The sequence below is a fragment of the Roseovarius salinarum genome (assembly GCF_002834145.1).
Taxonomy (GTDB): domain Bacteria; phylum Pseudomonadota; class Alphaproteobacteria; order Rhodobacterales; family Rhodobacteraceae; genus Roseovarius; species Roseovarius salinarum.
Genome location: NZ_PHNT01000013.1, coordinates 78,044 through 104,196, shown reverse-complemented (window position 1 = coordinate 104,196; position 26,153 = coordinate 78,044). Strand labels below are relative to the sequence as shown.

The following is a 26,153-nucleotide window of genomic DNA, read 5'->3' as shown; positions in this document are numbered from 1 at the left end:
CCGGCCGCGCCGGCCGGCCCGGCGGCGGCGCGGATCGCGCCGCCGGGGCAGGCCCGCGGGGTTCTGTCCGGTCTTCCCGTGGCCGCGCTGCGGCTGGAGCCCGAGGTGATCGCGCAGCTGTCGCGGCTGGGGCTGCGGCATGTCGGCGACCTGATGGGGCAGCCCCGCGCGCCCTTGGCGCGCCGCTTCGGGCAGGCGCTGGTGTTGCGGCTCGACCAGGCCCTGGGCGCCGTGCCCGAGCCGGTGTCGCCCCTGCGGCATCGGCCGCGCCTGGCCACGCGGCTCAGCCTGCCCGAGCCGATCGGCCTGCGCGACGACCTCCTGGCCGGGCTCGACCGGCTGGTGCCACGGCTGTGCACCTTGCTGCGCGACGCGGGACAGGGCGCGCGGCGGGTGCGGTTCCAGGCGATGCGCGTGGACAATTGTCTGCAGACGCTCGAAACGGGGCTGGCCCGTGCCACCGACCGTGCGGAGCGGATCCGCCCGCTTCTGGAGATGCAGCTCGATTCGCTCGACGCGGGCCCGGGTATCGAGGTGCTGCGGCTGGAGGCCGCGGTGGCCGAGCCGCTGCACGACCGCGCGCCCCAGGGACATCTCGCCGCCGCCCGCGCCGCGCGAGAGCGGCAGGCGCGCGACACCGCGCTGGAGGATCTGGTCAGCCGCATGGGCGCGCGCATCGGGCTCGACGCGATCACGCGGCGCCACCCGGCCAGCAGCCATATCCCCGAAAAGAGTGCCCAAACGCTGGCTGCGGCCTGGTCCGAGCCTGCCGGCGCCTGGCCCGCACCGCCGGTGCCGCGTCCGCTGAGCCTGTGGCCGCCGGAACCGGTGGCCGCGTCGGATGGCACGGCCCCGCCCGCGCGGTTCCGCTGGCGCGGGCGCGATCACGGCACCGTCCACGCCGCGGGGCCCGAGCGGATCGCGCCGGAATGGTGGCTCGACGATCCCGCCTGGCGCAGCGGCGTGCGCGACTACTGGCAGGTGATCACGCACCGGGGCGAGCGGCTGTGGCTGTTCCGCGCCCACGGCGCGGCGATGAGCCCGGGCTGGTTCTGCCACGGCAGTTTCGCCTGACGGCCGCGCGGCGCAAATCTTTTCCGGAAAAGATTTGCCAAAAGTTTTCGGGAAAACTTTTGGTTCGCGCGGGCGAGGACCTCCGCACGCTTGGGGGGCCGGCGGTCTTGCCGATCGGCCGGCGAATGCGGTCGCCTGCGCGAATCCTCTTGATTTGCCGCGCGGTTGCGGCAAGTCTCGGTGCATGGAATTTGCATCCCCGGGCTCCGCCGACGCCCCGCAGGAGACGCAGCAGGTGGCGTTCGACCGTGGCGAACTCAGCGCGATCCTGTCGATCTACGGCCGCATGGTCGCCGCCGGCCTGTGGCGCGACTACGGCATCTCCTGCCTGTCCGATGTCGCCGTCTTCTCGGTGTTCCGGCGCACCGCCGAGCATCCGCTTTACCGGATCGAGAAGCGCCCGCGGCTGCGCAACCGCCAGGGCCAGTATGCCGTGATCGGCATGGACGGGCGCGTGCTCAAGCGCGGGCACGACCTGAAGACGGTGCTGCGCGTGCTCGAGCGCAAGCTCATCCGCGCGGTGGAGTGACGCGCCCGCTGGCCCCGCGCGGGCCGCGCCCTACCTGCACGCCGTGCCGGCGCGGAGGATGCCATGCAGATCGTTGCCCTGTTGCTCGTCGCCCTGTTGTTCGGAGGCATGACGCTTTACGCCTTCGGCTTCGCCGCCTTCATCTTTCACGTCCTGCCCGCGCCGACGGCGGGCCGCGTCATCCGGAAGGCGTTTCCGCATTTCTACCTGTTCGTGCTGGGATGTTCGGCGCTGGCCGGCGGGATCGTGGCCGCGGCCGGTGCGCCGGGGGCCGGGATCATGGCGGCCATCGCGGCGACCACCCTGTTCGCCCGGCAGGTGCTGATGCCTGCTATCAACGCCGCCAGCGATGCGGGGCGTCAGGCGCGGTTCAAGTGGCTGCACGGGCTGTCGGTGACGCTCACGCTGGGGCACATCGGCGCGGCGGGCGTGGTGCTGGCGTGGCTGGCGGGCGCATGACCGGCGCGGGCGTCAGCGCCCGGCGGCCATCACGCAGAGCAGTTCGAACATGATCGACACGCCCAGGAACGCGGTGCCGCCCGAGGCGTCGAAGGGTGGGGAGACCTCGACCATGTCGGCGCCGGCGATGTCCAGCCCGGCCAGTTCGCGCACCACCTGCAAGGCCTGGAAACCGCTGGGGCCGCCCACCTCGGGCGTGCCGGTGCCCGGTGCGAAGGTGGGGTCGACGAAGTCGATGTCGTAGCTGACGTAGGTTGGCCCGCGGCCCGCGATCTCGCGCGCCTCGGCCATCACGTCCGGGATGCCGCGGTCGAAGAATTCCTCGATCGTGACCAGGCGGATGCCGGTCGCGCGGGCGAAATCGCGGTCCTCGGTGTCGTACATCGTGCCGCGCAGGCCGATCTGGATGACGCGGGCGGGGTCGAGCAGCCCTTCCTCGATCGCGCGGCGGAAGGGGGTGCCGTGGGTGTACATCGTGCCGCCGAAATACGACTTGAACAGGTCGGTGTGGCTGTCGAAATGCACCATGCCCAGCGGCCCGTCGGCGGCCAGGGCGCGCAGCACCGGCAGCGAGGTCAGGTGATCGCCGCCCGCGGTCAGCGGCGTGATGCCCGCCGTGCGCAGGCCGTCGTGGAACGCGGTGATGCGCGCCATGCTGTCGGGGATGTCGGCGGGGTTCGGGCCCACGTCGCCCAGGTCGGCGCAATTGACGGCCTCGAAGGGACGCAGCCCGCTGGTGGGGTGCTGCGCGCGGATCATGGTGGAGGCGTCGCGCAGCTGGCGCGGGGCGTGGCGCGGGCCGGGCCGGTTGGTGGTGCCCGAATCCCACGGCACGCCGACAAGGCCGATGTCCACATCCGCGAACCGGTCGTGCCCGGGCGGCACGTGCGGCAGGCGCATGAAGGTGGGCACGCCGGCGAAGCGCGGAAGGTCGAAGCCCGAGACGGGATGGAAGAAGCTGTCGGATGTCATCTGGCGGTCCTTGTCCTGCGTCCTGCGCGCGCGGGCGGGTCGCGCGGGCGTGGGCTTGCTGCAAGAAGACCCGCCCCTGCTTACGCCGTCAACCGGGCGCGGCGCGTGACCGGGCCGTCGCCCTGCGCGTCGATGCGCGCGATGGCGGCGCCGGTATCCTCGAACGCCACTGCCATGGCGTGGGCGTTGGCATGCAACAGGCGGGTTTCGTCGGCGACCCAGGCCACGTGCCCGCGCCAGAACAACAAATCGCCGCGGCGCAGCGGTGCATCGGCGGCAAGTGTCTGGCCGAGGGTGTTCTCCTGCTGGTCGCTGTCGCCGGGGCAGGGCAGGCCGCAGGCAAGGCAGCCAGCCTGCACCAGCCCCGAGCAGTCGAGCCCGAAGGCCGAGTTCCCGCCCCACAGGTAGGGCGTGCCGAGATAGAGTTCGGCCACCGCGACCGGGTCGGTGTCGGCCTGGTCGATCGGGCAGAGGTGCACGCGCGGCACGAATCCGTGGGGCGTTTCGGCAAAGCGGCCGTCCTGCGCGGTGACATGAAGCCGGCTGCCGTGGCTGAGCGCGTGGCGCTCGCGCGCCTTGACGTCCGGCGCGGTGTAGAGGTGGGTGGCACGGACATGCACGCGGTGCGTCGGCGCCGGCCCGTCGGTCAGCGCGCCGGTGGGCAGATGGCCGGCGTAGCCGTCACGCGCGCATGTCACGCGGCTCCAGCCCGCGCGGTCCTCGACCACGCAGACCTCCTCTCCGATGACGAGCTGGCGCGCGCGGGCGCCGCGCGGCGTTTCCATAAGGTCGGCCACGGGCACGGCCACCTGCCGCGGCGTGCCGGCGGCGCCCGCCGGCGGGGGAACGCGCGTGCCGCTCACAGCCCCAGCACGCCGGGCAGAGCGTCCAGCAGGGTGCGCGCGCCCATTCCCACGCCGCCCTTGGGCCGCGCGGGGGCGTCCTTGGCCGTCCAGCCGTAGATGTCGAAATGCGCGAAGCGCGTGTCGCCGGCGAAGCGCCGCAGGAACAGCGCGGCGGTGATGGACCCGGCGAAGCCGCCCGAGGGCGCGTTGTCCAGGTCCGCGATTCCCGGCTCAATCATCTCTTCGTAGGGTTGGTGGAACGGCATCCGCCAGACCGGGTCGGCCACCTGCGCGGCAGAGGCCGCCAGCGCCGCCGCCAGCGCATCGTCGTCGGTATAGAAGGGCGCGATGTCGGGGCCCACGGCGACACGCGCGGCGCCCGTCAGCGTGGCCATCGATACCATCATGTCGGGGGCGGTCTCGGCGCCCAACGCCAGCGCGTCGGCCAGCACCAGTCGCCCTTCGGCGTCGGTGTTGTTGACCTCCACCGTCAGGCCGTTGCGTGCGGTCAGGATGTCACCGGGGCGGAAGGCGGCGCCGGACACCGCGTTCTCGGCCGCGGGCACCAGCACGCGCAGCCGCAGCGGCAGCGCGAGCGCCATGATCATCTGCGCCAGCCCCAGCACGGTGGCCGCGCCGCCCATGTCCTTTTTCATGAGCGCCATGCCCGCGGCGGGCTTCAGGTTCAGCCCGCCGGTATCGAAGCACACGCCCTTGCCCACCAGCGTGAGCGTCGGGCCCGTCTCGCCCCAGCGCATGTCGATCAGCCGGGGCGCCTGTTCGGCAGCGCGGCCGACGGCGTGGATCAGGGGAAAGTTGTGCTCGATCAGCGCATCGCCACGAATGACGTCGAGCTGCGCGCCGAAACGGCCGGCGAGATCGGCGCAGGCGGCCTCCAGTTCCACGGGCCCCATGTCGGCGGCCGGCGTGTTGATCAGGTCGCGCGTCAGCGCCTCGCCTGCCGCCATGGTTTCGATGCGCCCGGCATCCAGGCCCTCGGGGGCCACGAGGCGCACCTGCGCACGTGTCCGGGCGCGGTAGCGGTCGAAGGCATAGGCCGCCAGAAGCCAGCCCAGCGCCTCTTCGGCGGCGCGTTCGGGGGGCAGGCCCTCCAGCCGGTAGGTGCCCTCGGGCAGGTTGGCCGCGACGGCGGCCAGGTGGAACCGTCCGCGTGCCCGGGCCTGCACGGTGCCGTAGCCCGCCAGCACCATCGCCACCGCCCCATCGGGGCCGGGCACGCGCAGGGTGCTGCCGAGCGCGCCCGAGAAACCGGCCGAGCGGACGAAGCGGGCGGTGAATTCGTCCTGCCCCTCGGCCCAGGCGTCGAGCCCGCCCTCCTCGATCACATGCACCGGGATCGCGTCGGCGTCGGCGGGGGCGAAGGTCAAGGTCATGGGGCACCTTTCGGGGCTGGTTTTGCGATGTGCTGTCACCCTAGCCGTCCCCGCTGCGCCCGCAAGGGATCAGATCGACAGATCCTGCGCCTGCCAGATCTCGTGCAGCGACCGTTCGCCCACCCGCAGCAGCCGGGCCCGCGTCGCCGCCAGCGCGGTGCGGTCGCCGCCGCGGGCACAGCGTGCCACGTCGGCCGCGACGCGCGCCAGCCGCACCATGCCCAGCTGTTCGGCCATCGCGACCATGCTGCGCGCGCTGGCGGCGGCCTGGTCCAGTGCGCCGGCGCGGCAGTGCGCGTCGGTCCGCGCGATGCGCTGGGCCAGTTCCTCCATCGCGCGGCACACGACCGCGTCGGCGTCCGGTTGTCCCAGCCGGCGGCCGAGGTCTGCCAGCCGCGCGAGGTCGACCTGCGTGTCCTCGCGCTGTTCGAGAATGCTAACCTGTTTCACCAAATCACCCACCTTCCTTGCCGCGGCCCCCACCACGTCGCGGGCAATGTCACCGGCCGAATTTGCCGAAAGGTTTCCGCGTGCGGGCATTCCCGCTCGAATTTTTTCCGAATCCGATTTATTGCGTTGCGTTACCGTTCCGACGATGAAAGGCGCATCATGGAAAAGGCCCGTCCGCTGCCCACCTATCTGGTTCACCGGTACCACGGGTGGAAGGCGACCACCTATGCCGAGAACGCCGCGTGGTACCGCCACCTGGCCGCCGAGGGCCAGCATCCCCGCGCGATGATCATCTCGTGCTGCGACAGCCGCGTGCATGTCACGTCGATCTTCGGCGCGGACCAGGGCGAATTCTTCATTCACCGCAACATCGCGAACCTCGTGCCGCCCTACGAACCCGACGGAGACCGTCACGGCACCTCGGCGGCGGTGGAATACGCCGTCACCGCGCTGAAGGTCGCGCATCTGGTCGTGCTGGGCCATTCCGGCTGCGGCGGCGTGAAGGGATGCCTCGACATGTGTTCCGGCAAGGCGCCGCAACTGGAGGAGAAGTCGAGCTTCGTGGGCCGATGGATGGACATCCTGCGCCCGGGCTACGAGAAGGTGCGTGCCGCGAGCAACGCGGACGACATCCAGCACGCGCTGGAACACCAGGCGGTGCTGACGTCGCTGGAGAACCTCACGACCTTTCCTTTCGTCGACGAAGCCGTCGCGGCTGGACGGCTGACGCTGCACGGCCTGTGGCACGACATCGGCGAAGGCAAGCTCGAACAGTATTCGCCCGAGGCGCACGAGTTCGTGCCGATCTGAAACCCGCCCCGACGCCGAACACACCATGCCCGACCGCCCCGTTCGCCTTGCGATCAACGGTTTCGGCCGCATCGGCCGAACGCTGTTGCGCATCCTTCTGCGCGAGCGGGCGGACGAGTTCGAACTGGTGCTCATCAACGAGATCGAGCCGCTTTCGACCTGTGCCTACCTGTTCGAATACGACAGCGTGTTCGGTCCGTGGGCGGGCACCGTGACGGTGGGCGACGGCACGCTCGTGGTGGATGGCCGTGCCATCGCGTTCCACGCGGCCGACGACCTGCGCGCGCTGGACCTGTCGGGCGTGGACGTGGTTCTGGAATGCACGGGCATGGGCGGCGCGCGCGCGGTGGCCGAACGCGGCTTGCAGGCAGGCGCCGGCGCGGTCCTGGTGTCGGGACCGTCGGACGAGGCCGACGTCACCGCGGTGATGGGGGCCAACGAGGGGTTGCTGGGCGACGCGCGGATCGTGTCGAACGCATCGTGCACGACCAACGCGCTGGCACCGCTCGCGCGGCTGCTGGACGAGTCGTTCGGCCTGCTGGGCGGGCAGATGGTGACGGTGCATTGCTACACCGGCAGCCAGCCCACGGTCGACAAGCCGCGCGGTGCGCCGGAGCGCAGCCGCGCCGCCGCGCTTTCGATGGTGCCCACGACCACCAGCGCACAGCACCAGACGGGGCGCGTGCTGCCGCACCTGGCCGGGCGGATCGAGGCGCGCGCGATCCGTGTGCCCACGGCCAGCGTCTCGGCCATCGACCTGACGGTCCGCACGGAGCGTCCCGCCAGCGTCGAGGCGGCCAACGCCGCGCTGCGCGAGGCCGCCGACGCCGGCCCGGTCTTCGGCTGGACGGAAAAGCCGCTGGTCTCCAGCGATCTGCGCGGCCGGTCCGAATCGCTGGTGGTCAGCGGGCCGGAGACTTCCGTGTCGGCCGGCGGTCTGCTGCGGGTGTTCGGCTGGTACGACAACGAGTGGGGATTCTCGTGCCGGATGCTCGACATGGCCGGACGGTTGGGGCGCTTGCGCCGTTGAGGCGGCAACAACCCTGGCGCGAAAAAATATCACAAATGGATCAATGTTTTGCGGCGGTGCGGCGCAGATCGGTGGTTTCTTCGCGGCACCGTTGACTTTAGTCAAGTATTCAACGGACCCGGTGGGAAAGGTTGCCGCGTAAACCTTCGCCGGACCAACGAATGCAAAGCACGATCGAGAAAGTCCTGCTCGCGGCCGTCCTCGCACTGACCTGCGCGACGGTGGTGGTCGCCGATGAACCCGCCGCCCTGCCGCACCTGATCGACAGGGTCGCGCCGGAGGAACTGGTGCCCGGCGCGGACGCCTTCGGCGCAATCCGGGACGACGTGCCGGTCGCGCCCGTGCTCGACGACGGCGACACCGTCGGCTGGGCCTTCCTGACCTCGGATTTCGCGGGGACAACGGGCTATTCGGGCAAGCCGATCCACGTCATTGCCGCGATCTCGCCCGGGGCCGTGATGACCGGTGCGAAGCTGGTGGAGCATTCCGAGCCGATCGTGCTGGTGGGTATTCCCGAATCGAAGATGCGCGCGGTGATCGAGGGCTACGCGGGGCTGGATCTCAAGGCCGAGGCGGCCCAATCGGGCACCGCGCACGAACTGGACATCATCTCGGGCGCCACGGTCACGGTGATGGTCATCGACGACAGCCTCGTGCGTGGCGGCATCAAGGTGGCGCGTGCGCTGGGCCTGGGCGGGCTGAGCCCCGTGGAAGCCAGCGGCCCGGAGCGCGAACTGAAACAGGGCGAGGGCGAGGTCCGCGACTGGTCCGCGCTGGCCGGAGATGGCTCGGTGCGGGGGCTGACGCTGGATGTCGGGCAGATCAACCGCGCCTTCGAGCAGAGCGGCGACCCGCGCGCCGCCGAGCGCCCCGCCGACGGCCCGGCCGACGACACCTTTGTCGACATGCGCGCGGGCCTTGTCAGCGTGCCCACGATCGGCCGCAGCCTGTTGGGCGAGGCCGAGTACGCCAACCTTCAGGGCTGGCTGGGCGAGGGCGAGCACGCGATCCTTGTCGCCGGGCGGGGGCGCTATTCCTTCAAGGGGTCGGGGTATGTCCGCGGCGGGATCTTCGACCGCATCCAGCTGATCCAGGGCGACCGGTCGGTGCGCTTCTTCGACCGTGACCACCGCCGGCTGGGCGAAATCGCCGCCGAGGGGGCTCCCAGCTTCAAGGAGATCGACCTGTTCCGCATCCCGGCCGACGCCGGGTTCAACCCGGCCGAGCCGTGGCGCCTGCAGCTTCTGGTTCAGCGCGCGGTCGGCCCGGTGGAAAAGACCTTCCTGACATTCGACCTTGGCTACCGCCTGCCCGAGAAATACCTCGCGCCGGTGGCGCCCGCGTCAGCGGTGAACGCGCCCGACGCGGAAGCCGCCGCCAAGACCGCGCTGTGGCAACGCATCTGGCGCGACCGCGCGGTCGAGATCGGCGTTCTTGCCGTGATGCTGACGGTGCTGACCGGGGCCTTCTTCTTCCAGATGCAGATCACGCGGTACCCGCGGGCCTATTTCTGGTTCCGCATGGGCTTCCTGACGATGACGTTGTTCTTCATCGGCTGGTACGCGAACGCGCAGCTTTCGGTGGTCAACCTGATGGCGCTGGCGGGGGCGCTGCGGTCGGGCTTCACCTGGGATGCCTTCCTGATGGACCCGCTGGTGTTCATCCAGTGGTTCGCGGTGGCCGCGGCGCTGATCTTCTGGGGGCGCGGCGCCTATTGCGGCTGGCTGTGCCCGTTCGGCGCGCTCCAGGAACTGACCAACCGCATCGCCCGCTATTTCAAGGTGCCGCAGTGGGAACTGCCCTGGGGCCTGCACGAACGCCTCTGGCCCATCAAGTACATGATCTTCCTCGGTCTGTTCGGGGTATCGCTGGCATCCATGCCGATGGCCGAAACCCTGGCCGAGGTGGAGCCGTTCAAGACCGCGATCATCCTGAAGTTCATGCGCGACTGGCCGTTCGTGGTCTTCGCGGTGGTGCTGCTGGTGATCGGGCTTTTCATCGAGCGTTTCTACTGCCGCTACCTGTGCCCGCTGGGTGCGGGGCTCGCGATCCCGGCGCGGATCCGGATGTTCGACTGGCTCAAGCGCTATCACGAGTGCGGCCACCCCTGCCAGACCTGCGCCAACGAGTGCCCGGTGCAGGCGATCCACCCCACGGGCGAGATCAACCCGAACGAATGCGTGAACTGCCTGCACTGCCAGGTGCTTTACCAGTCGGAAACGAAATGTCCGGTGGTGATCCGGCAGTTGAAACGGCGCGCCCGCGACCGGGCGTCCAATGCGGCGAGCGCCGACGTGATGACGCGAAAGCTCGACGCGCAAGAGGGGAGAAAGGAGACCTCAAATGTCTGACACGAATAACAAGTTCAACATCACCCGGCGGGGGATGCTCGGGGCCACGGCCACCGGCGCCATCGCCGCGACCACAGGTGCCGCCGCGGGCCTGCTGGGCGGGTCCAGGCCCGCGCAGGCGGCGGCCGAGGGGCTGACGCCGGTGCCCGGCGACCTCGACGAATACTATGGCTTCTGGTCCTCGGGCCAGACGGGAGAGCTGCGCATCCTCGGCTTCCCGTCGATGCGCGAGCTGATGCGCGTGCCGGTGTTCAACCGCTGCTCGGCCACCGGCTGGGGCCAGACCAACGAAAGCCTCAAGGTGATGACCGAGGGGTTGCTGCCGGAGACCAGGGAATTCCTGGCCAAGCGCAACATGGAAACCTACGACAACGGCGACCTGCACCATCCCCACATGTCGTTCACCGAGGGCACCTACGACGGGCGCTACCTGTTCATGAACGACAAGGCGAACACCCGGGTCGCCCGCGTGCGCTGCGACGTGATGAAGACGGACAAGATCATCGAGATCCCCAACACCGGCGACATCCACGGGCTGCGGCCGCAGAAGTATCCGCGCACCGGTTACGTCTTTGCCAACGGCGAACACGAGATGCCGATCGTCAACGATGGTTCGGTGCTCGACGAGCCGGAGGAATACGTCAACATCTTCACCGCGATCGACGGCGACACGATGGAGATCGCCTGGCAGGTGATGGTGTCGGGCAACCTCGACAACTGCGACGCCGATTACCAGGGCAAGTACGCCTTCTCGACCTCCTACAACTCGGAAATGGGCATGACCCTCGCCGAGATGACGGAAAACGAGATGGACCACTGCGTGATCTTCAACATCAAGGAGATCGAGAAGGGCATCGAGGCCGGCGACTACGAGGAATACAAGGGCGTCAAGGTGATCGACGGGCGCAAGGGGAAGAACAAGAAGTACACCCGCTACGTGCCGATTCCCAACAGCCCGCACGGCTGCAACACCGCGCCGGACGGCAAGCACGTCGTCATCAACGGCAAGCTGTCGCCGACCTGTTCGGTCATCGACGTGAACAAGGTGGACGCGCTGTTTTCCGAGGGCGCCGAGGAACGGTCGTGCATCGTGGCCGAGCCCGAACTGGGGCTGGGGCCGCTTCACACCGCCTTCGACGGCAAGGGCATGGCCTATACCACGCTGTTCCTCGACAGCCAGGTGGTGAAGTGGGACATCGAAAAGGCCGTGCGTGCCTACGCCGGCGAGGACGTGAACCCAATCGTCACCAAGACGGACGTGCACTACCAGCCCGGCCACAACCACAGCTCGATGGGCGAAACCAGCGAGGCCGATGGCAAGTGGCTGATCTCGCTCAACAAGTTCTCGAAGGACCGGTTCATCAACGTCGGCCCCCTGAAGCCCGAGAACGAGCAGCTGCTCGACATCACCCGGGACGACATGCCGGTTGTGCACGACGGGCCGACCTTCGCCGAGCCGCATGACTGCATCATCGTGCGCCGCGACCTGGTCAACCCCGTCAACGTCTGGAGCCGTGACGACCCGATGTGGGAAGAGGCGCGCAAGCAGGCGGAGGCCGACGGCGTCGACCTTGACTGGGGTGCCGACGAACCGGTGCGTGATGGCGACAAGGTGCGCGTCTACATGCACTCAATCGCGCCGCAGTTCAGCATGTCGAAGTTCCGCGTGCGCCAGGGCGACGAGGTGACGGTCTACATCACCAACATGGACGAGATCGACGACCTCACCCACGGGTTCACCCTGTCCAACCACGGGGTGGCCTTCGAGGTGCCGCCGCAGGCCACCGCCTCGGCCACCTTCACGGCTGACCGCCCCGGGGTGCACTGGTTCTACTGCCAGTGGTTCTGCCACGCCCTGCACATGGAGATGCGCGGGCGGATGCTGGTCGAACCGCGGGGCGCCTGAGCCGATGCGGCGTCTTGGCCCCATACTGGCGCTCTGCCTGGCGCTGCCCGGACCCGTCCGGGCAGGCGTCACGGATGTGCCGGCAGGGGACGGGGCGCTGGCCCGGGCCATCGAGACCGCCGGGGCGGGGGACACACTCCGCCTCGGCACCGGTCGCCACGCCGGTGGCCACGAGATAGACACGCCGCTGACCATCGCCTGCGCCGAAGGTGCCCGCGTCGACGGCGGCGGTAACGGCTCCGTTTTCGTGGTGACGGCCGAGAAGGTCGAGATCTCCGGCTGCACGATCACCGGGTCTGGCAGTGACCACGAAGGCATCGACAGCGGCGTGCGCCTGCTCAAGGGGGCCGACGGCGCGCGGGTGACCGACAACCGCATCCTCGGCAACCTCTACGGCGTGGACATCCACGGCGCGCGCGACGCGCTGGTGGCCCGCAACGTCATAGAGGGCCGGCAGGATCACCGCATGAACGACCGCGGCAACGGCGTCTATGTCTGGAACTCGCCGGGCGCGGCCGTGGTCGGCAACGACATCCGCTGGGGGCGCGACGGCATATTCGTGAACACCTCGCACTCCAATACCTTCAGGAACAATCGCTTCCGGGACCTGCGCTTCGCCGTGCACTACATGTATGCCAACCGCTCCGAGGTCTCGGGCAACCTCTCGGTGGGCAATCACCTCGGCTACGCGGTGATGTATTCCAAGCGCGTCAAGGTGCTGGACAACGTCTCGATCGACGACGAGCAGCACGGCGTCATGCTGAATTACGCCAATCGCTCGCGGGTCGAGGGCAACCTCGTGCGCAACGGCCACGAGAAATGCCTGTTCATCTACAATGCCCACATGAACGAGATCACCGGCAACCGGTTCGAGCGCTGCCCGATCGGGGTGCACTTCACCGCCGGGTCGGAGCGCAACGAGATCAGCGGCAATGCCTTCATCGGCAACCGCACGCAGGTCAAGTACGTCGGCACCAAATGGCTCGACTGGAGCGAGGACGGCCGCGGAAACTACTGGAGCGATTTCGCCGCCTACGACCTCGACGGCGACGGCGTGGCCGACACGCCCTACCGGCCGAACGACAGCATGGACCACATCCTGTGGAGCCAGCCGGCGGCCAAGCTGTTGCTGGGTTCGCCGGCGGTGCAGCTGGTGCGGTGGGCGCAATCGGCCTTTCCCGCGCTGTTGCCGGGCGGCGTGGTGGACACCGCCCCGCTGATGCAGCCCGTGAAGATCCCCGTACCCGACTGGGAGAGACGACATGACGGATGACCGCCGCCCGCCCCTGAAGATCGAGGCGCTGGAAAAACACTACGGGCCCGTCCCGGTGCTGCGGGGGCTCGGGTTCGAGGTGGCCCCCGGAGAGCGCGTGGCGCTGCTGGGTCACAACGGGGCCGGCAAGTCCACGCTGATCAAGCTTGTCCTGGGTCTGATACGCCCCAGCGGCGGCCATATCCGGGTCGCCGGCCACGCCCCCGGATCGGCGCCGGCGCGGATTGCGACGGCCTACCTGCCCGAACAGGTGGCCTTTCACAAGGCGCTGACGGGGCGCGAGCAGCTGACCACCTTTGCCCGCCTGGCAGGGGAGGCGCCGTCGGCGGTGATGCCCCTGCTGGAGCGCGTCGGTCTGGCCCACGCGGCCGACCGCCGGATCGGGGCCTATTCCAAGGGGATGCGCCAGAGGCTTGGCCTGGCGCAGGCGCTCCTGGGCCGGCGGCGGGTCGCGCTGCTTGACGAGCCGACCAGCGGGCTCGACCCGCTGTCGCGGCACGACCTTTATGCGGTGATCGACGAGATGTCGGCGAACGGCACCGCCGTGCTGATCGCAAGTCACGCGCTGACCGAGGTCGAGGCGCGCACCGACCGCATCGCAATCATGCGCGACGGCGCGTTGGTGGCCGACGACACCCTGCCACGGCTGAGCCGGCAGGCGGCGCTGCCGATCCGCATCCGGCTGACGGCCGCCGAGGGCGCGGCGGATCAACTGCACGCGGAACTGGGCGGGCAGCGCGTGAACGGCTCGGCGGTCGAGCTTCTGTGCCCGGCCGACCAGAAGATGGCGCATCTGGACCGCATCTCGGCACTGGGCGAGACGGTCCGCGACGTGGAGATGGTGCCGCCCAGCCTCGAGGACCTGTATCGATATTTCTGTGGAGAGGACCGGCAATGATCGGACGCATCCTGGCCATCGCCGCGGCGGAGTTCCGCATCCAGCGCCGCAACCGGTGGGTCGTCATGGCGACCGCGATGATGACGCTGTTCGCGCTCGCACTGACCTTCGCGGGCTCCGCGCCCACAGGCGCGCTCGGGGTCGATCTGCTGACCGTCGCGGTGGCGTCGATGACGACGCTGGCAGTCTACCTTGCGCCCTTCATGGCCCTGATGATCGGCTTCGACGCGATCGCGGGCGAGGGCGAACGCGGCACGCTGGGCCTCGTGCTGACCTACCCCCTGTCGCGGGGCGAGATGCTGATGGGCAAGTTCGTCGCCCACCTGGGCGTGCTGGCCATTGCCATGGTCGTCGGGCTGGGGGCGGGCGGCGTGGTTGCCGCCCTGACAGGCGGTGCCGGGCCCGACAGCGTTGCGGCGCTGGCCCGGCTGATCGCCACGGCCATCCTGCTGGGGGCGAGCTTTCTCGCGCTGGGCTACGCGGCCTCGGCACTCGCGGGGTCGGCCGCGGGCGCGGCGGGTGCCGCGGTGGGGCTGTGGCTGGTCTTCGTGGTGCTCTACGACCTAGGGCTTCTGGGCGCGGTCGTCTTCGACGGCGGTGGCGTGTTCACGAAATCGGTGTTCCCGTGGCTGCTTGCCCTGAACCCGGCGGATGCCTTCAGGCTCTGGAACGTCGCGGGAACCGACCAGGTCGCGCTGGTCTCGGGGATGGCGGGCGCCGGGCAGACGCTGCCGGCCTGGGCCGCGCCGGCCTCTCTCATCGCCTGGCCGGTGCTCGCCTTCGCGCTGGCACGGCTGGCTTTCCAAAGGGTGGAACCATGAAACGGACCTTTCTTGTCGCAGCCCTGCTGCTCGCCGCATGCCAGGAGGAAGAGGCCAAGGCGCCCGAACCGGTGACGATGACGGCCGACGCCCTCAGCCACTTCTGCCGCATGCAGGTCGCGGCGCACCCCGGCCCGAAGGCGCAGATCCACCTTTCAGGGTTTCCCGACCCGATCTTTTTCGCGCAGGTGCGCGATGCGCTGGCCTATGTGAAGGGCCCCGAACGCGAGGCCGAGGTGACCGCTTTCTACGTCAGCGACATGGCCGCGGCGGAAAGCTGGGAAACCCCCGGCGCCGACAACTGGATCGCGGCCGGGTCGGCCGAATTCGTCGTGGGCTCGGAGGCGCGCGGCGGCATGGGTGCACCCGAGATCGTGCCGTTTTCCGGCGCAGGCGCGGCCCGCGATTTCGCCGACCGGAAAGGCGGTGACCTGATGACGCTGAAGGATATCCCGGCCGAGACCGTGCTCGCGCCCGTGGATGTCGCGCCCGAGGAGGAGCCGAAATCATGACCCGACAGATGCATGGTCGCCGCCGGTTTCTGACCGTTGCCGCCGCCGCGGCCGCGTTTCCGGGCGCCGCCCGATCGGCGCCGGTGGCGCGGTGGCGCGGCTGGGCGCTCGGGGCCGGCGCCTCGATGACGCTCGCGGGCGTGGACCAGCTCGACGCGCGCCCCACCTTTGCCGCGCTGGAGGCCGAGATTGCGCGGCTGGAGAAGGTCTTCAGCCTTTACCGCGACGACAGCGCGCTGGTGCGGCTGAACCGCACCGGCCGGCTGAGCGCGCCGCCGGCGGAACTGCTGGAGGTGCTCGGGTTGTGCGACGCACTGCACGCGGCCACCGAAGGCGCCTTCGATCCGACGGTGCAGCCGCTCTGGACGGCGCTGGCCGAGGGCGGCGACCCGGCGGCGGCCCGCGGCCGTATCGGCTGGCGCGGTGTGAGCTTCGACGCGGGCGAGGTTCGTCTTCGGCATGCCGGGATGGCGCTGACGCTCAACGGGATCGCGCAGGGATACGTGACCGACCGCATTGCCGCCGCCTTGCGGCGGCGGGGCTTCGGCGATGTCCTGGTGGATATCGGCGAGGTCGCCGCGCTCGGCCGGCGCGCCGACGGCGCGCCCTGGCAGGCGGGCGTGGCCACGCCCGACGGGCGCATCGTGCAGCGCGTCGCGCTGCGCGACCGCGCGCTTGCAACCTCGGCGCCCCGGGGCACGGTGCTGGATCGCGCTGCGGGGCAGGGCCACATTCTCGATCCGCGCGGCGCGGGGGCGCCGGTGCACGCGCTGGTTTCGGTGTCGGCGCCGCGCGCCGACATCGCCGACGGGCTGTCCACGGCGCTGTGCCTGATGGAGGCCCCGGCGGCCGAGGCCGCAATCGCGTCCTTCGGCGACGCGCGTCTTGAAAAGATGGTCTGAGCGCGGCGCTACGCGTCGCCCTCGGCCTCGTCAATCAGGTGCAGCACCCATCGCATTGCCAGCCAATTCACCGGCAGGCCCAGCGGCACGGCGATCACCAGCGCCGTCACCGGCCGGAGAGCGGGCAGGCCGACGGCCTGCCACATCAGGGCCAGCATGAACAGGTTGATTGCCACGGCCGCGGTCGTGAAAGGATAGAGAACCGCGTAGAGCCCTGGTGACGCGGGGCGCTTGCGGGTCATGCCGGCACCTCCGCCGTCGCCAGGGCGCGGGCGACCAGCGCTGGCGCCGTCGGCGCGCAGCCGATCGGCGCGAGCAGCCGGCCCCGGAACGCGGCCAGTTGCAGGGCCTCGGGGATGTCATCGGTCACATGGCCGCCGCGGGCGGCGAAGAACGGCAGGCAGATCGCCCGCTCGCCCAGTCCGAAGGCCATGTCGACCAGGTAGGGCGCCTCCTCGACGAAGCCGGTGCGCACCTCGGCGAACCCGGTTGCCGCGGCGAGCGCGTCGGCGAAGGCGCGCGTGTCGCGGGCCGAATTGGCGTTGCGGCCCGAGCCGTGCGCGGCAATGAACAGCCGCGTGCCGGCCGCGTGCCAGCCTGCCTCGGCCAGTGTTTCGCGCAGGAGGTCCGCGGCCATCGCCGAAAGGGCCGGGTCCGTGCCGAAGGGCGGTAGGACATGTGCATCCCGGGCGGTCAGCCGCGCGCGCAGCGCGTCCGAGGTGAACCAGCCCGAGGTCATGAACATCGGGTAGACCAGGGCGCCGGGGCCGCAGGCCTCTTGCGCCCGGTCCAGCGCCCCGGGCGCGGCCAGCGTGGCGCTTTCGATCCGCCAGCCGGGCAGGTGGTGTGCCACTTGTCCCGAGAAGGCGGCCAGCGCGGCCTCGGCCGGGGCCGGGTCGCACGGCTGTCCGTGGCTGACAATGATGGCACGGCCCCTAGTGGCTGGTGCCTTCGGAGAAGGTGATCTTGTTGAAGACATTGTATTTCCCTGACGGTTTGCGCATCGGCAGGCGCGTGACTTCTTCCAGCGTCTCGGCGTCGTAGACGATCACGGCACCGTCCTCTTCCCACACCGAGACGAGCGCGTGCGCGCCGTCGCGGGTGAATTCGACGTGTGCCACCGTGGCGCCGGGCACCGGCCGGAGCGTCCTGACGATCTCGAGGCTCTGCTTGTCGATCACGTGCATCGCGTCGCGGTTCGGCCCGAAGAACACGTCGGCCCAGACGTAGCGCGAGGTCTCGTGGCTGCGCAGGAAGAACCCCGGGCCTTCGGTTTCGATCGTCGCGACGATCGACCAGTCGTCGGTGTCGATGACCGAAAGCTTGCCCTCCTTCAGGTGCGGCGTGGCCATCACCCGGCGGTCACCCATCCGCCACGAGATCCCCGAGCCAAGGTGCGGCATGCCGGGCAGCGGCAGCTGAGCGATCTCGCGCCCGACGTTGAGGTTGACGACCACCGCCCTTCCGCTGCCGCGCGCGGCCCCCATGAGGTTGCGGTAATCGTCGGTGAAGAAGAAATCGTCGAGCGGCTCGGACAGCATGATGCGCCGGCGCGCGAACAACCCCTCGAAGGATGGCAGCCCCTCGACCATGCCCTTTTCGCGCGAGTGAACGAACCCCTCGTAGACGGGATCGGCCTCCGGGTCGGTCGCGACTTCCCAGATTTCGGGCACGTCCTTGAGCGCGAGGATGAAGCTGCGCCGCTGCGGGGCCTGGTAGACGGCCGAGACGCGGCTTTTCGTGCCCTCGCGGCCAACCACCGGCATCACCCTCTCGACGCTCAGGTCGTCGGTGGACAGGATCGTCAGCGTCATCGGGAGGTAGTTGGCGACCGCCAGATGCTTGCCGTCGGCGCTGATGGCGATGTTGCGGCTGTTGAGCCCCGCGCGCACCCGGCCCACCTGTTGCAGGGACCAGATATCGTATTTCTGCACCCAGCCGTCACGCGACATCACGAAGACATAGCGGCCGTCGGGGGTGAACTTCGGCCCGCCGTGGACGGCGAACGGCGTGGCAAACCGGTCGAGCACCTCGAAGCTGTCGCCGTCTAGCACGCTGACGTGGTGGTCGCCGGTCTCCACCGCCAGCGTGATGTTCAGCGGGTCGGCATCGAACACGGGTGCGTCCGCCGGGGTGTAGGCGGGGTCGAACCAGCGCGTCCGCGCGATCCGCTCCGCCCCCCAGTCGGGGACCGTCTCGAGCGGGGTTTTCAGGTAGGTAGCGAGGCTCGCGATCTCGCCGTCCGAAAGCGTGTCGCCGAAGGCTGGCATCTGCGTGGCGACGCGGCCGTGGGCGATCACCTCGGCCACCTTCGGCCCGCGCATGCGCTTCAGCGTCTGCGGGATCAGGGCCGGGCCGGTGCCACCCAGCCGGTCGGCGCCGTGGCAGGCTGCACAATCGCGTGCGTATATTTCCGCCGGCTCTGCCTGGGCGCCAAATGGGCAGGCCAGCGCCAGTGCGCTAATGAAAACGGTGAACCGGATCATGGCGTTTGCCTTTGAAGGGGGTGACGGTCAGCCGGTCGCCGGCCGCGGTCACGCCGATTTCGTCGTTGGACAGGTAACAGGCCGGATCCTCGGCCCAGGGGTCGCCGGTCAGTTGCAGCGCGCGGATGCGGGTGTTGCCGCCGCAGACCGACTTGAAGGCGCATTCGCCGCACCGGCCCTTGAGCGGGCGCGGGCGGCGGCGCAGCTGCGCCAGCATCGGGTCGTCGCCCGTCCACAGGTCGGAAAAGTTCGCCGTCTTGACGTTGCCGACGGTGTAATCGGACCAGTAGGTATCGGGGTGTACCCGGCCCAGCGTGTCGATGTTGGCCACGCCGAGGCCGGAGGCATTGCCGCCCCACGCCTCCAGGTGGTCGCGCAGATGGGCCACGCGGGCGGCGTCGAAGTGCCGCTCGGCCCAGCGCAGCAGGTAGACGGCGTCGGCGTCGTTGTTGCCGGTCACGATGTCCAGCGGCATGCCCTCGGTGGCCGCCACCCAGGCGCGATCGATGAGTTCGTCCAGGGCCATCCGGGTGTGCGCGTGCACAGCGTCCTCGCCGCGGTTCTTGTCGCCGCGGCCCGCGTAGACGAGATGCGACAGGTAGAATTTGTCGACGCCTTCGTCGTCGCACAGTTGCAGCAGGTGCGGCAGCTGGTCGGCGTTGTCGCGCGTCAGCGTGAAGCGCAGCCCCACCTTGATGCCGCGCGCCTTGCAGGCTCGCACCCCGCGCACGGCGTCGTTGAAGGCACCGTCAACGCCGCGGAACCAGTCGTTCGTGGCCCCGATCCCGTCGATCGAGATGCCGACGTAGTCGAACCCTATATCGGCCACGCGGTCCGCGTTTTCCCCGTGGATCCTGGTGCCGTTCGTCGACAGCGCCAGCATGCGGACGCGCGCGCGCGCGGCGCGGGCGAGGTCGAAGAAATCGAAACGGTCCAGCGGCTCGCCCCCCGACAGGATCAGCGCGGGGATGCCGAATTCGCCCAGGTCGTTCAGCGTGGCCATCGCCTGGTCGTGGCTCAGCTCGCCGGGGAAATCGACGTCGGCCGAGACGGTGTAACAATGCCGGCAACGCAGGTTGCATCGACGGGTGAGGTTCCAGATGACCACCGGCTTGACCGCGTCCGCCCCGCGGGGGCGACTCACGGGCGTGGGGGCGACCAGCTGGTGCATGTATTCGGAAAGTCGGAACATCGGGTCACTCCTTGGGCCGCAGGCGCAGCCCGGTCTTTTTCAGGATTCGCGTGGAATAGAGGATGTCGCGGCCGCGGCAGGCGGGCCCCAGAAGGTGGCCGATCTGCGCGCGCTTTTCCTCCACCTCCGCGCGCGAGGTGCCGTGGATCATGGCGAACAGGTTGTAGGGCCACTCCGGCAGAGCGCGGGGGCGTTCGTAACAGTGGCTCACGAAATCCAGCGCGCCCACGCGCGCGCCAAGCCGGGCCACCCGCGCGTCCTCGACATCCCAGACCGACATGCCGTTCTCGGTCAGGCCGAGGGCGTAGTGGTTCGGCGCGGCGGCGATGCGGCGGATGACACCGCGCGCCTGAAGGTCGTGCAGCCGTGCGTGCAGCGCTGCCTCGTCGATGCCGACCAGCCGCGCGATCCGCGCGTACGGGTCCGGCACCAGCGGAAGGCCGGCCTGCGTCTGGGCCACGATTGCCCGGTCTATGCTGTCGAGGCTCATGCCATCACCCGGAATCCGACGTAAAACTCCCGCAGTTTCGGGAAACGGCGCACCCGGTGCCCCGTTTCCCGCTCAAGGGACCCGGCCACCGCCTCGATCTCCTCTTCCGTTTCCGTGGCCAGAACGAACCACATGTTCAGGCGGTGACCGCGTTCATAATTGTGCGCCACCTCCGGGCGTTCATTGACTTTTGTCAGGACCGCCTCGAACTCGTCCGCGGGCACGGCCATGGCGCACAGGCAGAATGCCCCGCCCATCGCCGCGGCGTCGAAGAACGGCCCGAAGCGGGTGATCAGGCGCGCGGCGCGCATCCGCTCCAGCCGCGAAATCAGGTCGTCCTCGGCCAGCCCCAGTTCTTCCGCCACGTCAAGGAACGGCCGCGGCGAGATCGGGAAACCTTCCTGCAGCCGGTTCAGGATGCGCCGGTCCGTGGTACCCAAGCGCTCGGCACCGGGCGCCGTCATGCGGTCGCCCTCGGGGTATCGGCGGCCATCGCGCCGGTCTGCTTGAAGCAACGGCTGGAAAACAGCGCGAGATGGGGTGCGCCGGCCAGCGGGGCCAGCCCGGCAGCGTCCCGAAGCCGCGCCAGGGCTTCCGCCCGGCTGCGGGCGTGGATCATGGAATACAGGCGATACGGCCAGACGCCCGGCACGGGCCTGCGTTCGTAGCACAGGGTGATGCCCGGTTGCGCGGCCAGGACCGGGCCGGCGCGCGTGATCGCGTCATGGTCGATGTCCCACACGACCATGGCATTGGCGCGCCACCCCAGCGCGCGGTGGCGCACGATGACGCCGAAACGGGAAATGATCCGCGCCGCGACGAGCCGCCGGATGCGCTCCTGGACCTCGGCCGCTTCGCGCCCCAGCGCGCGCGCGATGCCGGCGTAGGGGCGGGGCTCGAGCGGCAGGCCGCGCAACAGGTGCTGGACGAGCGCGCGGTCGCCCGGGCGCAGCGCGCCCGTGTCCGGCGGCGGCCTGACCGGCGCGGCGTCCTGCGTGCCGCGCAGGCTGAATCCCAGGTCGAGGTTGAACGGGCGCACGAGGGCGAGGTCGAGCACGCGCAACCCGCTGCGCCGCCCGATCCGGGCGAGCGCGCCATCGACATGCGCCCGGTCCGACCCGGTCACCACGAACCAAAGGTTCCAGCGGTTCTCGCGCAGGTAGGAATGGTTCACGCCGTCCTCGGCGCCGATGATCCGCGCGACTTCCTCGACGCGCGCCTCGGGGGCGGCGACGGCCGCCAGCGTGCTCGCCGAGATCGTGTTGGGCGCGCAGGTCGCGCCGATCCGGGTGACCTGCCCCGCGGCGACGCGCTTGCGCAGCCGGGAAATGACTTCGGCCTCGGTGGTGCCCAGCGCCTGCGCCAGCACGCCGAACGGCCGGTCCGTCACCGGGAACCCGCGTTGCCAGTCGTCCAGCAGCGCACGGTCGAGGGGGTCGGTCACGCCCTCCATCGCCTCAAAGCCCCGTCCGGTGGGCGCGCGCTGTGAAGAAAATTCCCGAGGGGCTGTCGGCCTCGATCTCGCGCAGCTTCTCGAAGGTCTGCGTGTCGTAGACCATGATCCGGCCCGCATCACGAACCGACAGCCAGACCTCGTGTCCGCGTGGCGTGAACTCCATGTGCAACACGCCGGGTCCGGGCTTGAACTGGTGGATGATCTTCTTGGTCAGCGTGTCGATCACCTGGATCGTGTCGTTGCGGGGATGCGCGAAATTCACCCAGACGTGCCGGCCGTCTGGGCGCGCCATCGCGAAGACGGGCTGGCCATGGGTGGGCGTGCGCCCCGTTTCGGCCAGGCTGCGGGAATCGACCCAGAGCACCTCGTGCTGGCCCATCGCGGGCAGGACGAATTCGTGTCCCGCCTTCGCCCAGCCCTCGAGATGGGGCATCTTGTAGACGGGCCGGCCCTCGCGTCCCTCGGCGTATTCGGGCAGGATCTTCCGCGGCTCCGGCGGGTCCTGCCAAAGGTCAAGCGCGGTCAGGTGATCGGCGCCGAACAGCCCGACGACATAGGTGCGCCCGTCGGCGGTGGCCAGAGCGTCGTAGGGGTTTGCGCCGATCCCGTCGATCTTGGTGATCTCGGGGTCGTTTCCCGAAAAGTCAGCGATCCATGTCTCTCCCTCGTCCCACAGCGAGAACACGAAGCGGCGGCCGGGGATGTCGACGAGCCCGATGGTCTTGCTGGCGGTGGGGATGTCGGCCACCATCTCCAGCGTCCGCGCGTCGAAGACCCGCACGCCGCCGGGCTCGTAGTTCGACACCGCCACCAGGGTGCCGTCGTCCGAGATCGCGCCGCCGATGGCGTTGCCGGCCTGCACGACCCTGTCCACGATCCGCCGGTCCAGCATGTCCACCTTGGTCAGCCCGCCGTCGCGGCCGAAGACGAAGGCGTGGCGCTGATCCGGGCTGTAGACCAGAGAGGCGTGCGACAGATCGCCCAGGCCCTCGATGCGCCCGACGCGCGCGCGCTCGGACTGGTCCACGACCAGCAGCGACCCGCTGGCGCGCTCCACCACGAGGCCCAGATCGCCCGTCGCCTGCGCGTCCGCCCGGGGTGCGGCCAGCGCGAAGGCGGCGACCGCAAGGGCCATCAGTCCGCGCCGGATGCCTCCGGCGGGAGTATTTCCGGCAAGATGAAGAGGTCGTGCGCCGCGCGCTTCATCTTGCTCGAAATACTCCGGGGGAGTCGCGCCCCGCGCGACGGGGGCAGCGCCCCCTGCCAGACGTTCGGGTGTCATTCCATGCCTCCGTTCAGCAGGTAGTCGGCGATCCAGGCGGCATCGGCCTCGGTCAGCAGTGGCCGCCATGGCGGCATGGGGGTGCCGGGCACGCCGTCGAGGATCAGCCTTTGCAGCGACTGGCGATCGTGGTGCGACAGGGCCGGCGCGCGGATGTCCGGGCCCAGCCCGCCCTTCAGGCTCAACCCGTGGCACGAGCCGCAGTCCTGGCGCACCAGCCGTTCCAGCGCGGCGGCGTCCGGCCCGCCGGCCTGCGCCGGCGCGGCCATCGCGATCGCGCATATGAGCGCCAGCCTATTCACCGGCCAGCACCGCGGGTGGCGGCGCCGTGACCGGCGCGGCGATGTCGGCGGGAAGCGGGCGGTCGCGGTAGAGCGAAACGACGTGGCCGATGACGAACAGCACGGGCGCGCGCAGCGGCGCCCCGGCCATGTCCAGCCCGATCCGGTCGAGCCGCGACAGGTGCCGCGCCTCCCGCGGCGTGGTGGCGGAGGCCACGGCCAGGACCGGCAGGTCGCCCGGCAGGCCCCCGGCCATCAGCCGCAGCGCGATCTCGGCGATGTTGGCCACGCCCATGTAGACAACGAGTGTCGTGTCCTCGCTGGCCAGGCTTTCCCAGTCGAGGTCGAGCTTGCGGTCGGCGGCGCGGTGGCCGGTGACGTAGCGCACGCCGGTTGCCAGACCACGGTGGGTGAGCGGCACGCCCGTGGCGGCGGCCATGCCCTGCGCGGCGGTGATGCCGGGGGCATAGGTGACGTTGACGCCACGGCGTTCCAGATAGGCGGCTTCTTCCGAGCCGCGGCCGAAGATCAGCGGGTCGCCGCCTTTCAGGCGGGCCACGGTCAGCCCGTCTTCGGCGAGCTCGGCGAGGATTTCGTTTATGCGGTCCTGCGGGACGGTGTGGCACCTGGGCGCCTTGCCCACCGGTATCATCCGGGCGGTGGCCGGGGCCAGGTCGAGGATCTCGGCGGCGACGAGCCGGTCGTAGACCACCGCCTGGGCTTGCTTGAGCATGGACACCGCGCGCACCGTCATGAGATCGGCCGCGCCCGGTCCGGCCCCGATGAGAAAGACCTTGCCTGTCCCTGTCATGTCGCTGGCTCCTGTGGCGGGCGTTTATTGTTCGGGGAACCGGGGGCCCGGCGACGGGCCCCCGGGGCGGGAGTCAGTAGACGTCCTTGCGGGTGTTGTAGACGTTGAACTTGCCCGTCGGCGTGACCAGGCGCTCGTCCTTGATCACCTTCTTGAGCTCCAGCGTCTTGTCGTCGACCACGACGAGGGCGGACTGCTTGTCCTTGGCGTTCCAGACCGAGAACCAGATCTCGTCGCCCTGCTTGTTGAACTCGCCCTGGACGACGCGCGGCTGTCCCTCTGCGATTGCCGCCCACTCGGCGATCGGCAGGACCTTGTACTCGGGGTCCTCGGCGGTCAGATCCGCCGTGTTGAACACCGCGATCGAGCCCGAGACCTCAGCGGCGGGGTTGAGCGGCGCATCCACGTAGAGGTGGTCGGAGTCCGGGTGAGTCTTGACGAACAGCGAGCCGCCGCCCATCGCCCAGAGTTGCTGAACGACCTTCCAGGCCTTGTCGGGGTGGCCTTCGGGGTCGGTGCCTATCAGTGAGACCGAGGCATCACCCAGGTGCGAGGTCGCCCAGACCGGCCCGTGTTCGGGGTGGTCGATGTTGGCGCCGCGGCCGGGGTGCGGTGTCATGCCCTGGCTGTCGACGATGTCGACCAGCTTGCCTTCCTTGGTGTCGATCACCACCAGCTTGTTGCGGGCGTTCGCCGCCGTGATGAAGTAGCGACCGCTGGAATCGAAACCGCCGTCGTGCAGGAAGCGCTCTGCCTCGATCTCGGTCACCTTCAGGTTCTCGATGTCCGAGTAATCCACCAGCTGGATCTTGCCCGTCTCCTTGATGTTGACGATGAACTCGGGGTTGTAGTGCGACGCCACGATCGCGGCGACGCGCGGCTCGGGGTGGTATTCCTGGGTGTCCACCGTCATGCCGCGGGTCGACTTGATCTTGAGCGGCTCCAGCGTGTCGCCGTCCATGATCACGTACTGCGGCGGCCAGTAGGTGCCGGCGATGGCGTACTTGTCTTCCCAGCCCTCGAACTTCGAGGTCTCCACCGAGCGCGCCTCGAGCCCGGTGTCGATGGTCGCCACGGTGGAGGGCTCTTCCATCCACAGGTCGATCATGTTGACCTTGGCATCGCGGCCGATGGTGAACAGGTACCGCCCCGAGGCCGACATCCGGCTGATGTGCACCGCATAGCCGGTGTCGAAGATCTTGACGATCTCGTAGCTGTCACCGTCGATCAGCGCCACCTGTCCGGCATCGCGCAGCGTCACCGACATCAGCTTGTCGATCGCGATGTCGTTCATCTTCTCGGTCGGCCGCTCCTCGGGCGGGACGATCACCTGCCACGTCGCCTTCATCTTCTCGAGGCCGAACTGCGGCGGTTCGGGCGGCTCGAGCAGGATGTAGCGCGCCATCATGTCGATCTCTTCCTCGGTCATCTCGCCGGAGGTGCCCCAGTTGGGCATGCCGGCGGGCGAGCCGTAGGTGATGAAGTCGCGCAGGTATTCGAAGCCGTTCTCGCGCGTGATGTCGGTTGTCAGCGGCTTGCCGGTGGCCCCCTTGCGCAGCACGCCGTGGCAGCCCGCGCAGCGCTCGAAGTAGAGCGTCGCGGCCTTGTTGAATTCCGACTGCGTCATCACCGGGTCACCCGGCTTGCGGCCGGGCAGTTCGACGTCGATCTCGCCCACGGTGGTCGCGCTGTAGACGTATTGCGCCGCCGGGCTGTCGCCGTGGCCTTCCGGCTTTTCCTCGGCCGCGACGCCTGTTGCGGCCAGCCCGAGGGCAATGGCCGCACCCGACAGAAGCGTGGCGCGCCATTTGGCTTGCTTGGGTCTCATTTGGCTTTCTCCAATTCCGCTGGTGAGGCCCGTGAAGCGTGCGCCTCCGGCCCGGTGCCCTCCTTGACAAAAGTCAACGAGCCGCCGAGGGGCGGGGTCCA

27 protein-coding genes are annotated in these 26,153 nt (G+C 69.6%); 12 read left to right on the top strand and 15 right to left on the bottom strand.

Annotated elements, in window-relative coordinates; translation table 11 throughout:
• The 3 genes from CEF10_RS12465 to CEF10_RS12455 form a co-directional block, all read left to right on the top strand.
• The coding region (locus CEF10_RS12465) for a Y-family DNA polymerase (RefSeq protein ID WP_198586195.1) at positions 1 to 1,074 on the top strand (1,074 nt) is incomplete at its 5' end.
• Between the two features lie 184 nt (positions 1,075 to 1,258).
• The gene (locus tag CEF10_RS12460) at positions 1,259 to 1,603 is read left to right on the top strand and encodes a DUF2794 domain-containing protein (protein ID WP_101068496.1); all 345 of its coding nucleotides are present in this window, start codon (positions 1,259 to 1,261) and stop codon (positions 1,601 to 1,603) included.
• Positions 1,604 to 1,666: 63 nt separating this feature from the next.
• Complete coding sequence (locus CEF10_RS12455; protein WP_101068495.1) at positions 1,667 to 2,062, top strand: DUF4149 domain-containing protein; 396 nt, start codon at positions 1,667 to 1,669, stop codon at positions 2,060 to 2,062.
• Between the two features lie 12 nt (positions 2,063 to 2,074).
• Here the strand turns inward: CEF10_RS12455 and CEF10_RS12450 are convergent, their stop codons facing one another.
• From CEF10_RS12450 to CEF10_RS12435, 4 genes are all read right to left on the bottom strand, one after another.
• Complete coding sequence (locus tag CEF10_RS12450; protein WP_101068494.1) at positions 2,075 to 3,034, bottom strand: agmatinase; 960 nt, start codon at positions 3,032 to 3,034, stop codon at positions 2,075 to 2,077.
• 80 nt (positions 3,035 to 3,114) lie between these two features.
• The gene (locus tag CEF10_RS12445; protein WP_232796495.1) at positions 3,115 to 3,897 is read right to left on the bottom strand and encodes a C40 family peptidase; all 783 of its coding nucleotides are present in this window, start codon (positions 3,895 to 3,897) and stop codon (positions 3,115 to 3,117) included.
• Entirely contained in the window at positions 3,894 to 5,273 is a 1,380-nt protein-coding gene (locus tag CEF10_RS12440) for a leucyl aminopeptidase family protein (protein ID WP_101068493.1), read from the bottom strand. Before CEF10_RS12440 ends, CEF10_RS12445 begins: the two co-directional genes overlap by 4 nt.
• A gap of 69 nt (positions 5,274 to 5,342) precedes the next feature.
• Positions 5,343 to 5,723 (bottom strand): hypothetical protein, encoded by a 381-nt coding sequence (locus CEF10_RS12435; protein ID WP_101068504.1) that lies wholly within the window; start codon positions 5,721 to 5,723, stop codon positions 5,343 to 5,345.
• 159 nt (positions 5,724 to 5,882) lie between these two features.
• On the opposite strand from CEF10_RS12435, the gene CEF10_RS12430 reads away from it, so the two are divergent.
• The 9 genes from CEF10_RS12430 to CEF10_RS12390 all read left to right on the top strand — a co-directional run bounded on the left by CEF10_RS12430 (position 5,883) and on the right by CEF10_RS12390 (position 16,226).
• On the top strand, positions 5,883 to 6,533 hold the full coding sequence (locus CEF10_RS12430) for a carbonic anhydrase (RefSeq protein ID WP_101068492.1): 651 nt from the start codon (positions 5,883 to 5,885) through the stop codon (positions 6,531 to 6,533).
• 25 nt (positions 6,534 to 6,558) lie between these two features.
• Positions 6,559 to 7,563: a type I glyceraldehyde-3-phosphate dehydrogenase gene (locus tag CEF10_RS12425; protein ID WP_101068491.1), complete on the top strand. Its 1,005-nt coding sequence runs from the start codon at positions 6,559 to 6,561 to the stop codon at positions 7,561 to 7,563.
• Positions 7,564 to 7,724: 161 nt separating this feature from the next.
• Entirely contained in the window at positions 7,725 to 9,914 is a 2,190-nt protein-coding gene (locus CEF10_RS12420) for a NosR/NirI family protein (RefSeq protein WP_101068490.1), read from the top strand.
• Positions 9,907 to 11,820, top strand: coding sequence for a TAT-dependent nitrous-oxide reductase (gene nosZ / locus CEF10_RS12415; protein WP_101068489.1), 1,914 nt, complete (start codon positions 9,907 to 9,909; stop codon positions 11,818 to 11,820). The genes CEF10_RS12420 and nosZ overlap by 8 nt, the downstream gene beginning before the upstream one ends.
• A 4-nt stretch (positions 11,821 to 11,824) precedes the next feature.
• Positions 11,825 to 13,093, top strand: a complete 1,269-nt coding sequence (locus CEF10_RS12410) for a nitrous oxide reductase family maturation protein NosD (RefSeq protein WP_101068488.1) — start codon at positions 11,825 to 11,827, stop codon at positions 13,091 to 13,093.
• Positions 13,083 to 13,991 (top strand): ABC transporter ATP-binding protein, encoded by a 909-nt coding sequence (locus tag CEF10_RS12405; RefSeq protein WP_101068487.1) that lies wholly within the window; start codon positions 13,083 to 13,085, stop codon positions 13,989 to 13,991. The genes CEF10_RS12410 and CEF10_RS12405 overlap by 11 nt, the downstream gene beginning before the upstream one ends.
• Positions 13,991 to 14,812: an ABC transporter permease gene (locus tag CEF10_RS12400; protein WP_408638473.1), complete on the top strand. Its 822-nt coding sequence runs from the start codon at positions 13,991 to 13,993 to the stop codon at positions 14,810 to 14,812. The genes CEF10_RS12405 and CEF10_RS12400 overlap by 1 nt, the downstream gene beginning before the upstream one ends.
• Positions 14,809 to 15,324 (top strand): nitrous oxide reductase accessory protein NosL, encoded by a 516-nt coding sequence (locus CEF10_RS12395; protein ID WP_101068485.1) that lies wholly within the window; start codon positions 14,809 to 14,811, stop codon positions 15,322 to 15,324. The genes CEF10_RS12400 and CEF10_RS12395 overlap by 4 nt, the downstream gene beginning before the upstream one ends.
• Positions 15,321 to 16,226, top strand: a complete 906-nt coding sequence (locus tag CEF10_RS12390) for an FAD:protein FMN transferase (RefSeq protein ID WP_101068484.1) — start codon at positions 15,321 to 15,323, stop codon at positions 16,224 to 16,226. Before CEF10_RS12395 ends, CEF10_RS12390 begins: the two co-directional genes overlap by 4 nt.
• 8 nt (positions 16,227 to 16,234) lie before the next feature.
• On the opposite strand, the gene CEF10_RS12385 is transcribed toward CEF10_RS12390, so the two are convergent.
• The 11 genes from CEF10_RS12385 to CEF10_RS12335 form a co-directional block, all read right to left on the bottom strand.
• Complete coding sequence (locus CEF10_RS12385; RefSeq protein ID WP_101068483.1) at positions 16,235 to 16,468, bottom strand: hypothetical protein; 234 nt, start codon at positions 16,466 to 16,468, stop codon at positions 16,235 to 16,237.
• The gene (locus tag CEF10_RS12380) at positions 16,465 to 17,079 is read right to left on the bottom strand and encodes a CbiX/SirB N-terminal domain-containing protein (RefSeq protein ID WP_232796494.1); all 615 of its coding nucleotides are present in this window, start codon (positions 17,077 to 17,079) and stop codon (positions 16,465 to 16,467) included. The genes CEF10_RS12385 and CEF10_RS12380 overlap by 4 nt, the downstream gene beginning before the upstream one ends.
• An 82-nt stretch (positions 17,080 to 17,161) precedes the next feature.
• The gene (locus CEF10_RS12375; RefSeq protein ID WP_101068481.1) at positions 17,162 to 18,712 is read right to left on the bottom strand and encodes a nitrite reductase; all 1,551 of its coding nucleotides are present in this window, start codon (positions 18,710 to 18,712) and stop codon (positions 17,162 to 17,164) included.
• Positions 18,687 to 19,904 carry a heme d1 biosynthesis radical SAM protein NirJ gene (nirJ, locus tag CEF10_RS12370; RefSeq protein WP_101068480.1) on the bottom strand — a complete coding sequence of 406 codons (1,218 nt, stop codon included), beginning with the start codon at positions 19,902 to 19,904 and terminating at the stop codon, positions 18,687 to 18,689. Before nirJ ends, CEF10_RS12375 begins: the two co-directional genes overlap by 26 nt.
• Before the next feature lie 4 nt (positions 19,905 to 19,908).
• Complete coding sequence (ahbB, locus tag CEF10_RS12365) at positions 19,909 to 20,394, bottom strand: siroheme decarboxylase subunit beta (protein ID WP_101068479.1); 486 nt, start codon at positions 20,392 to 20,394, stop codon at positions 19,909 to 19,911.
• Positions 20,391 to 20,858: an Lrp/AsnC family transcriptional regulator gene (locus CEF10_RS12360; RefSeq protein WP_101068478.1), complete on the bottom strand. Its 468-nt coding sequence runs from the start codon at positions 20,856 to 20,858 to the stop codon at positions 20,391 to 20,393. The genes ahbB (CEF10_RS12365) and CEF10_RS12360 overlap by 4 nt, the downstream gene beginning before the upstream one ends.
• Positions 20,855 to 21,847 carry a siroheme decarboxylase subunit beta gene (gene ahbB / locus CEF10_RS12355; protein ID WP_101068477.1) on the bottom strand — a complete coding sequence of 331 codons (993 nt, stop codon included), beginning with the start codon at positions 21,845 to 21,847 and terminating at the stop codon, positions 20,855 to 20,857. Before ahbB (CEF10_RS12355) ends, CEF10_RS12360 begins: the two co-directional genes overlap by 4 nt.
• A gap of 4 nt (positions 21,848 to 21,851) precedes the next feature.
• Entirely contained in the window at positions 21,852 to 22,985 is a 1,134-nt protein-coding gene (locus CEF10_RS12350; protein WP_101068476.1) for a cytochrome D1 domain-containing protein, read from the bottom strand.
• 143 nt (positions 22,986 to 23,128) lie between these two features.
• Positions 23,129 to 23,434: a c-type cytochrome gene (locus tag CEF10_RS12345; RefSeq protein WP_232796493.1), complete on the bottom strand. Its 306-nt coding sequence runs from the start codon at positions 23,432 to 23,434 to the stop codon at positions 23,129 to 23,131.
• Complete coding sequence (cobA, locus tag CEF10_RS12340; RefSeq protein ID WP_101068474.1) at positions 23,427 to 24,224, bottom strand: uroporphyrinogen-III C-methyltransferase; 798 nt, start codon at positions 24,222 to 24,224, stop codon at positions 23,427 to 23,429. Before cobA ends, CEF10_RS12345 begins: the two co-directional genes overlap by 8 nt.
• 73 nt (positions 24,225 to 24,297) lie before the next feature.
• Positions 24,298 to 26,052, bottom strand: coding sequence for a nitrite reductase (locus tag CEF10_RS12335; protein WP_101068473.1), 1,755 nt, complete (start codon positions 26,050 to 26,052; stop codon positions 24,298 to 24,300).
• Positions 26,053 to 26,153: the final 101 nt, after the last annotated feature.